The following is a 14703-nucleotide window of genomic DNA, read 5'->3' as shown; positions in this document are numbered from 1 at the left end:
AATCCATCAGATGCTATTGCTCCAGCTCCTCTTTAAGCAGCGGTAGATTGCTGCGTACCCAGCTTCGCCTGATAGGGCCCCAATCCATGACCCGGTAGAGACCGCAGTTATTGCGTTCGCCATTGCTCTGTTCAAAGATGCAGCGGATGCCGATATCTTCGAGGTCCTTGAGGCTGTCCTGCAGGGTGCGTCTTGGCATGCCGGTTTTCTCCTGCAGGGTGCGCAGGTTGTGTCGGCCATTATCTATCAGCCAGGCTAGATAGATTTTGCGGAAGAACGCGCGTTGAGATCTGCGGGTCATTTGCCGGTTCCTCTCGTACGTAACTGCAATCAGCCTAGTCCAACGCACGCAGTCTGACCATTTTCAGGCGCTGCAAGGCTTGCAGGCCGATGCGTGGCACATTATCCACGGTGTTGAATAGTACTCGCACCCGGGGGGGCTTTACGGTAAGCTGCGCCGCTTAGCTGTATCCTGGGCCGGTGCCGTATGAACAACACGTCAGGGCCTGCCGACCGATTCCACACTACGGACATTCATGACTGCTTTTTCCTCTCTCGGACTTTCCGACGCACTGCTGCGTGCTGTGCAAGAGCAGGGGTACGAAACCCCATCCCCAATTCAGGCCCAGGCAATCCCGGTTGTACTGGAAGGGCGCGACCTGCTGGCCGCTGCCCAGACAGGCACCGGTAAAACCGCCGGCTTTACCTTGCCCATGCTGCAACTGTTATCCGAGCATCGTCCACCGGACGGTCACCAGCTGCGTGCGCTGGTACTGACACCCACCCGCGAACTTGCCGCCCAGGTAGGCGAGAGCGTCAGCACTTACGGTCGTCATCTGCCGTTGCGTTCGGCCATCGTCTTCGGTGGTGTCAGCATCAACCCGCAGAAAGACCTGCTGCGCCGCGGCGTGGACATTCTGGTGGCGACACCGGGCCGCCTGCTGGATTTGCAGGGCCAGGGGTGCGTTGATCTGTCCCACGTCCAGATGCTGGTGCTCGACGAAGCCGACCGCATGCTGGACATGGGCTTTATCCACGACATCAAGCGCATCCTGAAACTGTTGCCCAAGAAACGTCAGAACCTGATGTTCTCGGCCACTTTTTCGCCGGAAATTCGCCGCCTGACCAGTGACATCCTGCATAACCCCACCAGCATCGAAGTGTCGCGCAATGTCACGGCGCACAAGATCGAACAGCGTTTCCACTCAGTGGAAAAGACCGAGAAGATGACGGTGCTGGCGCACATGATTCTGGCCGGTAACTGGTCCCAGGTGCTGGTGTTCTCGCGTACCAAGCACGGTGCCAACCGCCTGAGCCAGCAGCTTGAGCGCAACGGTATCAGCGCCGCGGCCATTCATGGCAACAAGAGTCAGAATGCCCGTACGCGCGCGCTGTCCGATTTCAAGGGCGGGCTGGTGCGGGTTCTCGTGGCCACCGATATCGCGGCCCGTGGTCTGGATATCGACCATCTGCCCCATGTGGTGAACTACGAGCTGCCCAATGTACCGGCGGACTACGTGCACCGTATTGGCCGTACTGGTCGTGCTGGCGCCAGTGGTGAGGCGATTTCCCTGATCAGCCGCGATGAAGACAAGGAATTCCGCGCCATTGAGCGTCTGCTGCGTCAGAAGTTCGACGTACAGCCTGCGCCTGCGGTGGATCTGGATATGTTGCAGGCCAGCGCCGCCAGCTATGTACCCCAGCCTGAGCCACCGGCTGCTGCGCCAAGAGCCGCCAAAAGTGGCAATGGTCAGCGTCGTGGTGGCCCGGGTCGCGCGAAACCCGCGGGTGGCGAACAGTCTCGCCGTGCCAGCGGTAATGAAGCGGCGCCGGGCAATAAGCCGCGTCGCCGGCGTCCCCGTCGCAGTGCACCGTCCGCGGCACATTAACCGACAACCCGCTGTAGCGGCACTTTCGAGTGCCATCTCGCTGCCGACCCGTTGTGATCCTTGCCCTGTGCATTGATCATGGCGGGTCGGCAGTGTCGTTTGCGGGGGCTGTTATCCTGGCCTCTCGCCTGGTTGTCAGGGCTTGACCAGGCGCTGGCCTGATACCGCCGGGTGATAGATCGGCTGTACGGTATTGCCGGCGGGGTCCAGGCAATAGAAGCTGCGTACCCCAGGGTCATTGCTGTGGTCGTGAGGGCGGCCGAGGATTTCCACTCCCTGCTGTGCCAGGTAGTCCGCCCAGGCGTCCACATCGCCGGGTTCGTCACAGATAAAGCCGAAATGATCCAGTCGTTGCGGCCCGCTGGCACGCTCAGATGCGCTGCCACGACTGAGTGACAGGTTGTCGTTGCCCAGCGTCAGATAGACCAGATTCTGGTGCGGGCGGTGCAGTACCTGCATGCCCAGCAACTCGACGTAAAAGCGTTCCACTTCTTCCAGGTTCTCCACCGTAAAGGCGATATGGCGCATGCCATTGAGGGCGTTTGGCCGGGTGCTCATTGGGGCTCTCCTTGTTTTAAATGCAGTTTGTAATTAAAGTCTCAATAAATTGTGCACATAACATAATAATTATTGAGAACACTTACAATCGGAGATACCCATGTACTGCATTTTTATCAGTGTCGATCTCAAGCCCGGCGCAAAAAAAACCTACCTGGAGCTGATTCAGGCCAACGCCCGGGCATCGGTGGAGCAGGAGCCAGGCTGCCATACCTTTGATGTGCTGCTCGACCGCGAGAATGACAGCCGGGTCTATCTGTACGAGCTATACGAGAGCCCGCAGGCGCTGCAGGCGCACAAGGAAACGCCGCATTACCTGCGGGACCGCGAGCAGATCAACGCGCTGATCGAACGCCAGCAGGTCGTGCGGGCCGATGTGGCGGGCCTCTTTCCGCCCCGGGGCTAGGTTAATGTGGTCTCAAGTAATATTGGCTGCGCTATCTAAATCCCGGCGTGAAGGTTTCTGATGGGACGGACGGCTTAGCTTGAGTGATTGGCGGGCACGCTTCCTGTTGTAAGATAGGGGGCTGTGGTAAACGTTCTTCGACTTTGCTGACCCAGGCGTTATCTATGAAAAGCACCGAATATTCAGCGTGGAACCCCGGTCTTGGATCAGATATTCCTGTCGAATATCTATCCCTTGAAACTATCCATCGACCGGAAAATGTCTTCACCAACCGTGCTGATGTGGGAGAAGTCGCCCAGCAGGCTGGGCTCGCGCAGGAAGAGTTAGTCGCTTTCAGACCCGAGCGTCTGGTATTGCATGAGCTTCTGGTTAGAGTCACCGCTGATATCGTGGCGTTTGAAGGGGAGGACGAGTTTGGTCTTGGCGTCCACTTTCGGCAGATTGCCGAGCAGCTTCTCTGCGATTATATCGAACCGAATTTGACCTCTATTACGCAGGCGCATGTCGAATTGCGGCAGCAAGTAGAGACGCAGGTACGCCAGGAGCTGACAAGTGCATTGATTGCGCCTGTTCAGGCGAAGGAGCCAGAAAGACGCTTTTCTGTCCTTCGGTTAATTCTAAAGCCCAGGCCCAAGCCAGGTTCCAGGGTTCAGGAGTCCACCCAGGAAAAACAGTATCGCATCATTGCCGGGTTCAAAGAGAAAGGCCTTGTCGAGCGAAGTCCCCTCGCCAAGGCGGTCTACAGAAGTCTCTATCGCGTACTCGGGTCCATTGCCAGTTCGAGCGGCTTTATCGGATCCGATATCGAGTATCTTTCAAGGCTGGTCACTAACCATGTGTGCAACAGCTATGGCAGCCAGGTGATTGGCCACCAGATTGCGCCCCTGGTACAAGGAGCGATCCAGCAGCTTGGGCTTACGCCCACAGTCGCGGCGGAAAAACCGGTACTGATAAGCTTGAAAGGGTCCTCCGCTGCAGGCAAAAGCTCCCTGCGACCCATGCTCAAAAAAGTTATGGGCGATCACGGCATTCAATCGGACGGCTATGGCACGATCAGTCCCGATATCTGGCGGCGCCTTCTGCTGGATTACGCCACGCTGGGCGACGCATACAAGTATGCCGGACGATTGACCAGCAAGGAGGTGGCAATAATCGATCGGAAACTGGATTACTACATTCGCGACAAAGCCAAACGAGATAGGTCGATCCCTCATCTGCTGGTCGACCGCTTTCGTTTCGACAGTTTTTCCACCGAAAGCATATCGCGAATACTGCATAGTACCTATGCCCAGTATGTCGATACGATGCTGATGTATTTCGTGATTACGCCGCCGGAAGAAACGGTACAACGGGGCTGGGAAAGAGGACTTAAAGTCGGTCGCTACAAAGCCGTGGAGGACTTTCTCGGCCACAGCGTTGAAACCTATGTCGGTATCCCAAAATTGTTCTTTAAATGGCTGGCGTGTCGCAAACCGATTTACAAATACGAGTTCCTGGATAACAGTGTGCCCAAGGGGACCTATCCCAAGACCATTGCCTTTGGCAATCAGCAAGAGATGGTCATTTTCAGCCCCCTGGCGTTTATCGATATCGAGCGCTATCAAAAAATAAATATAAAAGCCAAGTTACCCGACGAGGTTTACCCGGACAATGCGGCATTGTCTGCCAGGAACAACCTGGGATTCCTGATGCAATGTCTTGGCAAAATACCCGTGGTCCATTTTATGGACGAGGCAACGAATGAAATTTATCTGAGGGTAGAGTCAGGAGTGATTGAAGTTGTAAGCCCGCGGATAATGGCAGCAAAGCTGTGCGACCCCGGCACGCGTGATATTTTTCAGTCAATGGCGCCGAAAATTATTGAGAATTTGGAGCTTGACGTCTCCGGTGCGGGGCCGGTGGGGGCAGAAAGCGACGCCTGATTGCAACAGCCGACCACGCCGACAGCAGACCGTTGTCAGTCGACAGTCTCCAGTTCGCGCGTCTCAGGCCTCAGCGGTCTTCATCCGCAAGCAGCGGGGCAAAGCTTGGCGCAAAGATGTCCTCAACCGGTGGATGCAGGTGGGTGCGCTCCGGGTAGCTGGCGCGAAGCCGGTCGTACTGATCCTGGGCGCGCTGGTGCCAGTCTGCGTAGGGCACTCCCTCGATGCGGTAATCCTCCACCCGGATGCGGCCGTCGACAATAACGGTTTTAAAGTCGCTGCCGCTGCCGTTCATGATCATGGTCTGGATAGGGTCAACGCGCTGGCCAAGGTGAAAGCCCGACAGATCGAACACCGTGATATCCGCCTTGGCGCCGGGCGCGAGACGGCCGAGGTCGTCGCGCCCCAGGGCGCGGGCGCCATCCAGGGTGGCGGCATTGTAGAAGTCGGCGGCGCTTACCGCCTGGGCGTCATCCTCCAGCACCCGGTTCAGCATCACGCCGGCGTGCATGTTGCGGATCAGGTCCGCCGGGAAGGTATCGGTGCCCAGGCCAATATTGATGCCACGCTGGCGCAGGCGGCTGAAGCTGTTCAGTGCCTTGCCGCTGCGCCCGAACACAATGGGGCAGTGCACCAGGGTGCTGCCGGAATCCGTCAGGCTGTCCAGCTCCTGCTCTATGTCTTGGTGTCGCGCCTGGACGCCCCCCAGAAAGAGCCCGTGTGGCAGCAGGGTGCGGGGGCCCAGAAAGCCGATGTCCTGCAGCAGCGCAAGCGACGAGGTGCCAAAGCGCTGATGCATGCTGTCCACTTCCAGTTGTGACTGGCAGCAGTGCAGCCGCACCGGGCACTGCAGTGCGTTGCTCGCGTCGCGGGTGCGTTCCAGCAATTCCCGGGTGCAGCCCTCGATACGGTCGGGGGCCAGCATGGCACGTACCAGGCCGCCGTGGCTGTTGTCGAAGGTTTGTGCAAAGCGAATTCCATCGTCCAGTCCTTGCAGGCCCCGGGCCTCATTCCAGTGCATGTCGAAACGACCATCAGGCCGGATCATCGACAGCCCGGTGCGATAGGCCGGCCCCAGATAGACCCGCAGGCCCATTTCGGCGGCGATGTCGGCGGCGCGGGCAAACTCGTCGTAGGTTTCGGCCCATTCACGGTACAGCAGGGATGTAATGGGCAGGGCGGTGGTAATGCCGTTGTGCAGTAGCTGGGCATAGGCGTAGCGCTTCATGAAATCTTCGTCGCTGCGGTCATAGACTTCCCGCGGGCCCTGCTCGACGTAGCTGCTGGCCCAGACGCGGCCACAGCGCCAGGCCGGGCCGTTGTCGAAGGCCAGCACGGTGGAGTCCAGATCCGCCAGCGCATCCAGATCGATAAAGCCCGGCCCCACCACCGCGTTGCCGGCGTCGATCTCCCGGTCGACCTGACCGCTGTAGCCAAAACCGCAGAAGACGATGCGGTCATCCTGATACACCACTTCGCCGTTTTCCAGCAGGCGATGGCCCGTGCCATCAAAACCGATGACATAGCGGCCGGTAATGCGGGTGCAGCTCATGACGGTGCTCCTCGTTCAGACCAGGCATTCGCCGTTGCGGGCGACAATGCGGCCGGCCTTGCAGACCAGGGCGCGGGACGGGCGGCTGACAATGGCGTGGGTGGGTGTTTCTGCGTCCACCAGCACAAAGTCGGCGCTGCAGCCCGGTTCCAGTCCATAGTCGGTGGCGCCCATCACCCTCGCGCCGCCAAAGCTGCAGATATCCAGAAGCATTTCCAGTTCGTCATCGTGGCGGTAGTTGCTGCGAAGGCCCATCAGCATGGCGCGCTCAAGCATGTCGGCATTGCCGTAGGGACCCCATGCATCACGGATGCCGTCCGAGCCTGCGCAGACCTTTACACCTGCTTCATACAGCCGCTTGATGGGCGGGAAGGCGATATGACCCGGGCCGTGGGTCATGATGGTGATATCCAGAGCCTGGAACTGGGTGATCAGTTCGCTCAGCTGGGCCTCGCCGATCATGCCCAGACAGAAGGCGTGGCTGATGGTGACCTTGCCCTGCATGCCCAGCGCCCGGGTGCGCTCCAGAATCAGCTCGATGGAGGTCGCGCCCAGCTGGTCGGCCTCGTGCAGGTGAATGTCGATGCCGACCTGCTTGCGCTCGGCGATATCAAAGATGCAGTCCAGATGGCCGGCGGGGTCGCGGTCGATAGCGCCGGGGTCAATGCCGCCGACCAGGTCGGCACCCGCGTCTATGGCGGCTTCCAGCAGTTCCTGCGTGCCGGGCCGAGTCAGCAGGCCGCTCTGGGGGAAGGCCACCAGCTGCAGTGTCATGCTGTCGCGGAATATCTCCTTGCTGGCCAGTACCGCTTCGATGCTCGACAGGCCGATGTCGGTGTCCACATCCACGTGGGTACGGATATGGGTAGTGCCCATGCGGATGGCCTGGCGGATCTGGTTGGCGGACTGCACTTGCGCGGACAGGTTGAGCTCGCGACGCAGGCGGCGCTCGTTCTCGATCTTGTCGATGATGCGCGGACCCGCCTGGTGGCGTTGCCAGGGCTGGCCCCAGAAGGTCTTGTCGATATGGGTGTGGGCGTCGACCAGACCCGGCAACAGCAGCTGCCCGGCGCCGTCGATGAGGTCTGCATCGGCAGCTTCGAGACCTGGGGCCATGGCGGCTATCTTGCCATCGCGCAGCAGCAGGTCGGTGGCGTTCCTGCCCAGCGGGCGTATGTTTTGGATCAGCAGGCTGTTGTTATGCATTGTTGTAGTAGCTCCTATCACGAAAAAAAGGCAAAGGCAGCCCGGGGCTGTACAAGGCACAGCCTGGCGGGGGCTTGTATCGGTCAGATGGCGGCGGGGTTGGCCGTTGCCGCCGGGCTCAGGCGAATACTTTTTTCAGGTCGACGTGCTGTTCCAGTGGTGGATCCAGGTCGAGCTGGTTTTCGAGTTCCTGCAGGTGCTCGTCCATGACGGCCGCGGCCTGCTCGACCCGGTGTGCGGCGATAGCATCAATCAGGTCATGGTGCTCGGAGCAGGCGCGGTCACCGGCGCTGCGGCCGTTGGCCGAGTGGGAGCGCTGGTACAGCGCCACAATAAGCGAGGCGCGGGAAATGATTTCGTGCAAAAACTGATACAGCACCGGGCGCTCGGCCAAGGCGCCAATCAGCAGGTGAAATTCCCCCGACAGCCGGATACGCAGGCTCTTGTCGCCGCTGGTATGGGCTTCATGTTCGCGGTGCACATGCTTTTCCAGCATCTTCCGGTCCTGGGCGCTGCACTTGCGTGCCAGTTCGCGCACCATCTCTAACTCCACCAGGCGGCGGGTCTTGAAGACTTCCAGCGCCTCTTCGCGGCTGGGACGGGCCACGAAGGCGCCGCTGTTGGGTATCAGCGTGACCAGGTGATGATGGGCCAGCTGCTGCAGCAGCTTGCGCACATGGCCCCGGCTGATGCCGAAAGTTTCGCAGAGATCATCTTCCTTGAGCCTTGTTCCGGGCAGCAGCCTGTGGGAGACAATGGCCCCCCAGACACGCTGGTAGGCGGCATCAAGCTGATTGTTTACGGACGTCTTGTCGGTGCCCATGGCAAGTTTCTCATTCTGTAAAAATGATCATCAGTACAGCACAGAGAATGCTTTCTGTGCAGTCCCGCCAGGCATGCAGGTAAGGGCCAGAGCCGGGACACTGAAAACTAGGCTAGCGCGCTTGTGCTAACGATGCAATAAATAATCGTTAACGAAAATCGGGCTGGTGCCCTGGCTGCACCCGCCGGGGTGCCCAATCCTGCCCGAGTGAAATTATATCAAGTGCAGCCCCAAAGTCTGCGTTACTTCCAAGTCGCTGAATTAAGGATACAAGCGCCGATAAGCTGACTAATTGGTCAGGTGTAATCCAATATTTTTACTTGACAGTCGCTAACGGGTGGTGTGTATTGAATGCAAGATTGTTAACGAAAAAATAATTGATCGTTAACCTCTGGTGTCGGAGTTGTCGCAGAGCCACAGGTGGCAATTCCGGTGGAACCTTGACGGTAAGAGCAGCAGCCACGAGAGAATAATAATGCGAAGAAAACTGCTTTGTGTAGCAATGACCCTAAGCCTGGGCGCGGCGATGACGTCGCAGGCGAATACCCTGCGCATGGCCGAAGCCTCGGATATCGCCTCGCTGGATCCCTATTCGGTGACCGAAAGCAATACCCTGGGTTTTCTGCACCATATTTACGAGCCGCTGGTGCGCTATAACGCCGACCTCAAGCTGGAGCCGGCCCTGGCGACGAGCTGGGAGCTGGTTGAGCCCAATGTCTGGCGCTTTGAGTTGCGCGAGGGCGTCAGCTTCCACAATGGCAATAGCCTGAACGCCGATGATGTGGTGGCCTCGATTCATCGCGCCATTGACCCCAATGCACCCATTAGGGTCAACGTGCCGACCGTGGTGGATGCCCGCAAGGTGGGGGAGATGAGCGTCGAGATCGTGCTGAGTACGGCGGATCCGCTGCTGCTCAATTACCTCACCAACGTGTACATTTTCGACAAGGAATGGATGACCGAGAACAATGCGCTCAATGCCATTGATCTGCGCAAGGGTGAAGAGAACTACGCCACCACCCATGCCAACGGCACCGGCCCCTTCCAGCTTGAAAGTCGCCAGCCCGATGCCAAGACGGTGCTGGCGGTCAATCCCAGGTGGTGGGATACACCGCAGCACAATCTGACCCGCATCGAGTTCACCCCCATTTCCTCCGATGCAACCCGCGTGGCGGCCTTGCTGTCGGGTGAGATCGACCTGATGTACCCGGCACCGCTGCAGGACGTGAAACGCATCGACTCCACCGCCGGCGTCAAGGTACTGCAGGCGCCCTCGCTGCGTACCATCATGTTTGGCATGGATCAGCGCGACGACCAGTTGCATGACTCCGATATCAAGGACAGGAATCCGCTCAAGGATGCGCGGGTGCGCAAGGCCCTCTATCAGGCCATCAACATGGAGCTGATTCATAAAAAGGTCATGCGCGGCAATTCTCGCAATTCAGCCCTGGTGGTGGCGCCGGAAGTGCCGGGCTATGACGCCGCGCTCAATCAGCGTTTCCCGTTCGATCCCGAGGCGGCCAAGGCGCTGCTGGCAGATGCCGGCTATCCCAATGGTTTTCGGGTCGGGCTCGACTGCACTAACGATCGCTATGTCAATGACGAGGAAATCTGCCAGGCGGTGGTCTCCATGTGGGCACGGGTGGGCATCAGGGCCAACCTGACCGCCCAGAGCAAGGGCAACCACTTCCAGAAAATGCTTGGCGGCGGCTCGGACATCTACATGTTTGGCTGGGCGACCTTGCCAATGCTGGATACCTTCAGCGCCCTGACAGGCTTTCTGGCAACACCGGCCGACAAACTGGGTACCTGGAACCCGGGTGGCTATTCCAATGCCCGTATCGACAGTCTGATCGATCAGATTTCCGGTGAGCTGGATGAGCCCAAGCGCCGCGCCATGCTGGCGGAAACGCTGGAAATTGCGCGCGACGAGGTGGCGGTGATTCCGCTGCATCAGCAGCCGCTGTCCTGGGGTATCCGTGATGGCATCACGCTGCCACAGACACCGGATGACAAGCCTCGCCTGTGGTACGCCAAGGTTAACTGATCACAGCGGCCGGCCGCTGTGCCGGCCCTCTGGTAACCCATATCCGTTATCCGCAGGAGTCATTCCCATGCTTAGTTTTCTAATCCGTCGGCTGGGGCAGTCGTTGCTGGTGATGCTGGCCGTCGCCTTGCTGGCGTTCAGCATGTTCCGCTACGTCGGTGACCCGGTCACCAATATGCTGTCCCAGGACGCCTCCGTGGAGGAGCGCGAACAGCTGCGTGAAAGCCTCGGGCTGAGCGAGCCGCTCTATGTGCAGTTCTCCACCTTTGTGGTGCAGGCCGCCCAGGGCGATTTCGGCATCTCCTATCGTAACCAGCGCCCGGTGTCCGAGCTCATCGCCGAGCGCATGCCGGCCACGCTGGAGCTGGTGGCGGTGGCCTTTATCATCTCGCTGCTGGTGGGGGTCCCCATGGGGGTTTATTCGGCCCTCAAGCCCCACAGCTGGCTCAGTCATGTGTTCCAGACGCTGTCGCTGATCGGCATCTCGCTGCCCACCTTTGTCACCGGCATACTGCTGATTCTGACCTTTTCCGTCACGCTGAACTGGCTGCCATCCTTTGGCCGCGGCGAGGTGGTGAGCATCGGCTGGTGGAGCACCGGCCTGCTGACCGCCAGCGGCCTTAAATCGCTGATTCTGCCGGGCATCATGCTGGGGCTGTTCCAGGTCACGCTGATCATGCGCCTGGTGCGGGCTGAAATGATGGAGGTGCTGCGCACCGATTACATCCGTTTTGCACGGGCACGGGGCCTGAGCAACCGCGCCGTCAACTTTGGTCATGCCCTGAAAAACACCCTGATGCCGGTGATCACCATTATCGGTCTGCAGCTCGGTGCCATGATCGCCTTCGCCATCATCACCGAAACCGTGTTCCAGTGGCCGGGTATGGGCTTCCTGTTCATTCAGGCGGTGAGCTTCGTTGATATCCCGGTGATGTCGGCCTATCTGCTGCTGGTGTCGCTGATCTTTGTTGTGATCAACATGATCGTCGACATGCTGTATTTCATGCTGGATCCGCGCCTGTGCGCCGATCGCGGCACCGCCAATTCACACTAGGAACCTCGCCATGACAAGTACCCATTGCTTTGTTTCACCGCGTGGAGGGCAAGCACCATGCAACGCTTAATGAATATGCGCGACGACTGGCACCGCTTTCTGGACAGCGACCTGTTCTACAGTTTCAAGGGCTCGCGCATTACCGTGATCGCCACCCTGGTGACGGTACTGATGATACTGGCGGCGCTGTTTGCGCCCTGGATCGCACCCCACAACCCCTTTGATGTTGCCACCCTTGACCTGATGGACAGCGAACTGCCGCCGATGTGGCTGGAGGGCGGCGATGCGCGCTTCCTGCTGGGTACCGACAGCCAGGGGCGCGATGTGCTCTCGTCCATGCTGTATGGCCTGCGGGTGTCCCTGGTGGTGGGTTTTGCCGGCGTCTTCGTGGCCATGATCATAGGCGTGGGCCTGGGGCTTTTGAGCGGATTTCTCGGTGGCGTGGTGGATGCTTTCATCATGCGCCTGGCCGACATGATCCTGAGCTTTCCGGCCATCCTGGTGGCACTGCTGATCAACGGCGTAGCGCTGAGTTTTCTGCCCCAGGAAGTGATGCACGAGTCGGCCCTCTATGTGCTGGTGCTTGCCATTGCGCTCACCAGCTGGGTGCAGTATGCCCGCACCGTGCGTGGCTCCACCATGGTGGAAAAATCCAAGGAATACGTGCAGGCGGCCAAGGTGATCGGGCTGCATCCGCTGCTGATCATGATCCGCCATGTACTGCCCAATGTGCTGGGGCCTGTGCTGGTCATCGCCACTATCAACCTGGGGCTGGCGATTCTGACCGAGGCCATGCTGTCGTTCCTGGGTGTGGGCATGCCGCCGACCGAGCCGTCCCTGGGTACCCTGATCCGTATCGGTAACGAGTTCCTGTTCTCCGGTATCTGGTGGGTGGTGATCTTCCCGTCGCTGACGCTGGCGCTGCTGGTGCTGGCGGTCAACCTGCTGGGTGACTGGCTGCGCGATGCGCTGAACCCGAAGTTGCGCTGAGAGGAGAGTTGAACATGAACAACAACAAGACAAACAGCGGCGCCCTGCTTGACGTCAAAGGTCTGCGTATCGAGTTCCCGACCAGGCGCGGTACCCTCACGGCCATCGACGGTGTCTCCCTGAGCCTCAAAGCCGGTGAAATTCTCGGTGTGGTGGGGGAGTCCGGTGCCGGCAAGTCTCTCACCGGCACCGCCATTACCGGCCTGCTGGAGCGGCCCGGGCGTATCGCCGGCGGCGAGATTCACTTTAACGGTCAGCGCATCGACAACCTGCCGAGCGAGGCCATGCGCAAGCTGCGTGGCAAGCAGATAGGCTCCATCTTTCAGGATCCGCTGACCAGCCTCAATCCGCTGTTCAGCGTCGGCCGCCAGCTGATCGAGACCATTCGCACCCACACGGACCTGACACCGCGCCAGGCCCGGGCACGGGCCATCGAGATGCTGACTCAGGTGGGGATACCGGCGCCGGAGCAGCGTATCGATCAGTACCCGCACCAGTTTTCCGGTGGCATGCGCCAGCGGGTGGTGATCGCGCTGGCGCTCTGCGTCAATCCCAAACTGGTGATTGCCGATGAGCCGACCACGGCGCTGGATGTGTCGGTACAGGCGCAGATCATTGATCTGCTCAAGACCCTGTGCCGCGAGCACGGTTCGGCAGTGATGCTGGTGACCCACGATATGGGCGTTATCGCCGAAACCTGTGACCGGGTGGCGGTGATGTACGCCGGTCGTCTGGTGGAAATCGGTCCGGTGCAGGAGGTGGTCAAGCATGCGCGCCATCCCTATACCCGAGGCCTGATGGGGTCCATTCCAAAGCTCGGGGAGGAGGTGGAGCATCTGGTGCAGATCGACGGCGCCATGCCGCGCCTGAGCCATATTCCCCAGGGCTGTGCCTTTAACCCGCGCTGCCCCTACGCCACGGCACGCTGTCGTGAGGAAAAGCCCGAATTTGCCAATGTCGGCCAGGGCGAGGTGGCCTGCTGGCTGTGGGATGGCGTGGATCCCGCCACCGATCCCGACCGGTTGTTTAGTAACGTGACGCTGGCGCAGCGTGCCAGACAGCAGGCGGACGGAGTCGGTTCTGCGCCAAAGAAGTCCATGCAGGCCTGCGAGCAGGAGGTGTAATGATGAATGCAAATGTAGCGCAAGGCCGCATGGCGACGGCAACCGATGAGGCCGCAGCAGAGCCGATTCTGCGGGTGCGCAACCTCAAACGCCACTTCGATGTGTCGCCACCCTGGCTCAATCGGGTGCTGGAACGCAAGCCGCGGCAGTTCCTGCGGGCGGTGGACGGTATCGATTTCGAGATTAAAAAGGGTGAAACCTTTGGCCTGGTGGGCGAGTCCGGCTGTGGCAAGTCGACGGCGGCGCGCCTGGCCGTGGGGCTCTATGCGCCCAGCAGTGGCAGCATCGAATTCGAGGGTGTGGATATCGGGCCCCTGAGCCGCAAGCAGATGGCGCCGCTGCGCAGCCGCATGCAGATGATTTTTCAGGACCCTTACGCCAGCTTTAATCCGCGCTGGCGTGTAAGCAAGATCATCGCCGAGCCAATCCGGGTGTTTGGCCTGCTTAAAACCGCGGCCGAAGTGGATGCACGGGTGGCCGAGCTGCTGACCCAGGTAGGTCTGATGCCGGTCGATGGCGACAAGTACCCCCATGAGTTCAGCGGCGGCCAGCGCCAGCGCATTTCTATTGCCCGGGCGCTGGCGAGCAATCCGGATTTTATCGTCTGCGACGAGCCAACCTCGGCACTGGATGTGTCGGTACAGGCGCAGATTCTCAATCTGATGCGCGACCTGCAGCGCCAGTATCGCCTGACCTATATGTTTATCAGCCACGATCTGGCGGTGGTCTTCCATATTTCCGATCGCGTCGGGGTCATGTATCTGGGGGCCATGGTAGAGCAGGCGCCCTCGGCCGAGCTGCTGCGCAACCCGCGTCACCCCTATACGCGCATGCTGCTGGATGCCATTCCGGATCTGGACATGAGCGGGCGGGCCCGCACGCCGGTCAGTGGCGAGGTGCCCAGCCCGATCTCACCGCCCAGCGGCTGCACCTTTCACCCGCGCTGCCCCCACGCCAATGCGCGCTGCACGTCGGAGCGCCCGGCTACCATAGCCACCGATGGTGGTGGTCAGGTGGCCTGCCACGCAGTAGAGGAAGGGCGTATCTGACCTCAGACCCCTATTAACCAGGTTGTACCTCCGGTGCCTCGTTGGCCCGTCGGCTCCTTAGAGCTGGCGGGTCCTTCTTCGCG

General features: G+C 59.9%; 13 protein-coding genes. 8 read left to right on the top strand and 5 right to left on the bottom strand.

Features of this window, described 5'->3' with window-relative positions; translation table 11 throughout:
* Positions 1 to 13 precede the first annotated feature (13 nt).
* Positions 14 to 301: a helix-turn-helix domain-containing protein gene (locus MRS74_RS20010; RefSeq protein ID WP_254582050.1), complete on the bottom strand. Its 288-nt coding sequence runs from the start codon at positions 299 to 301 to the stop codon at positions 14 to 16.
* 235 nt (positions 302 to 536) lie between these two features.
* On the opposite strand from MRS74_RS20010, the gene MRS74_RS20005 reads away from it, so the two are divergent.
* Entirely contained in the window at positions 537 to 1889 is a 1353-nt protein-coding gene (locus tag MRS74_RS20005) for a DEAD/DEAH box helicase (protein WP_254582049.1), read from the top strand.
* 135 nt (positions 1890 to 2024) lie between these two features.
* Here MRS74_RS20005 and MRS74_RS20000 read toward each other — a convergent pair whose 3' ends face one another.
* Complete coding sequence (locus MRS74_RS20000; RefSeq protein ID WP_254582048.1) at positions 2025 to 2447, bottom strand: VOC family protein; 423 nt, start codon at positions 2445 to 2447, stop codon at positions 2025 to 2027.
* 100 nt (positions 2448 to 2547) lie between these two features.
* Here MRS74_RS20000 and MRS74_RS19995 point away from each other — a divergent pair, with 100 nt between their 5' ends.
* On the top strand, positions 2548 to 2853 hold the full coding sequence (locus MRS74_RS19995) for a putative quinol monooxygenase (protein WP_254582047.1): 306 nt from the start codon (positions 2548 to 2550) through the stop codon (positions 2851 to 2853).
* A 164-nt stretch (positions 2854 to 3017) separates the two neighbouring features.
* Positions 3018 to 4775: a DEAD/DEAH box helicase family protein gene (locus MRS74_RS19990; protein ID WP_254582046.1), complete on the top strand. Its 1758-nt coding sequence runs from the start codon at positions 3018 to 3020 to the stop codon at positions 4773 to 4775.
* Positions 4776 to 4845: 70 nt separating this feature from the next.
* Here the strand turns inward: MRS74_RS19990 and MRS74_RS19985 are convergent, their stop codons facing one another.
* From MRS74_RS19985 to MRS74_RS19975, 3 genes are all read right to left on the bottom strand, one after another.
* Positions 4846 to 6327 carry an amidohydrolase family protein gene (locus MRS74_RS19985; RefSeq protein ID WP_254582045.1) on the bottom strand — a complete coding sequence of 494 codons (1482 nt, stop codon included), beginning with the start codon at positions 6325 to 6327 and terminating at the stop codon, positions 4846 to 4848.
* A gap of 15 nt (positions 6328 to 6342) precedes the next feature.
* Positions 6343 to 7533 (bottom strand): amidohydrolase family protein, encoded by a 1191-nt coding sequence (locus tag MRS74_RS19980; RefSeq protein ID WP_254582044.1) that lies wholly within the window; start codon positions 7531 to 7533, stop codon positions 6343 to 6345.
* A gap of 118 nt (positions 7534 to 7651) precedes the next feature.
* Positions 7652 to 8356, bottom strand: coding sequence for a GntR family transcriptional regulator (locus MRS74_RS19975; protein ID WP_254582043.1), 705 nt, complete (start codon positions 8354 to 8356; stop codon positions 7652 to 7654).
* Between the two features lie 475 nt (positions 8357 to 8831).
* Here MRS74_RS19975 and MRS74_RS19970 point away from each other — a divergent pair, with 475 nt between their 5' ends.
* The 5 genes from MRS74_RS19970 to MRS74_RS19950 all read left to right on the top strand — a co-directional run bounded on the left by MRS74_RS19970 (position 8832) and on the right by MRS74_RS19950 (position 14620).
* Positions 8832 to 10403, top strand: coding sequence for an ABC transporter substrate-binding protein (locus MRS74_RS19970; RefSeq protein WP_254582042.1), 1572 nt, complete (start codon positions 8832 to 8834; stop codon positions 10401 to 10403).
* A 67-nt stretch (positions 10404 to 10470) separates the two neighbouring features.
* Positions 10471 to 11457, top strand: coding sequence for an ABC transporter permease (locus tag MRS74_RS19965; RefSeq protein ID WP_254582041.1), 987 nt, complete (start codon positions 10471 to 10473; stop codon positions 11455 to 11457).
* 57 nt (positions 11458 to 11514) lie between these two features.
* Positions 11515 to 12447, top strand: a complete 933-nt coding sequence (locus MRS74_RS19960) for an ABC transporter permease (protein ID WP_254582040.1) — start codon at positions 11515 to 11517, stop codon at positions 12445 to 12447.
* A gap of 14 nt (positions 12448 to 12461) precedes the next feature.
* On the top strand, positions 12462 to 13571 hold the full coding sequence (locus MRS74_RS19955) for an ABC transporter ATP-binding protein (RefSeq protein WP_254582039.1): 1110 nt from the start codon (positions 12462 to 12464) through the stop codon (positions 13569 to 13571).
* A 2-nt stretch (positions 13572 to 13573) separates the two neighbouring features.
* On the top strand, positions 13574 to 14620 hold the full coding sequence (locus tag MRS74_RS19950) for an ABC transporter ATP-binding protein (RefSeq protein ID WP_254582038.1): 1047 nt from the start codon (positions 13574 to 13576) through the stop codon (positions 14618 to 14620).
* The last annotated feature ends 83 nt before the right edge of the window (positions 14621 to 14703 follow it).

This window comes from Marinobacterium sedimentorum, assembly GCF_024267675.1.
Taxonomy (GTDB): Bacteria; Pseudomonadota; Gammaproteobacteria; order Pseudomonadales; family Balneatricaceae; genus Marinobacterium_A; species Marinobacterium_A sedimentorum.
The sequence above is the reverse complement of the archived record's forward strand: the minus strand, read 5'-3'. Positions and strand labels throughout refer to the sequence as shown.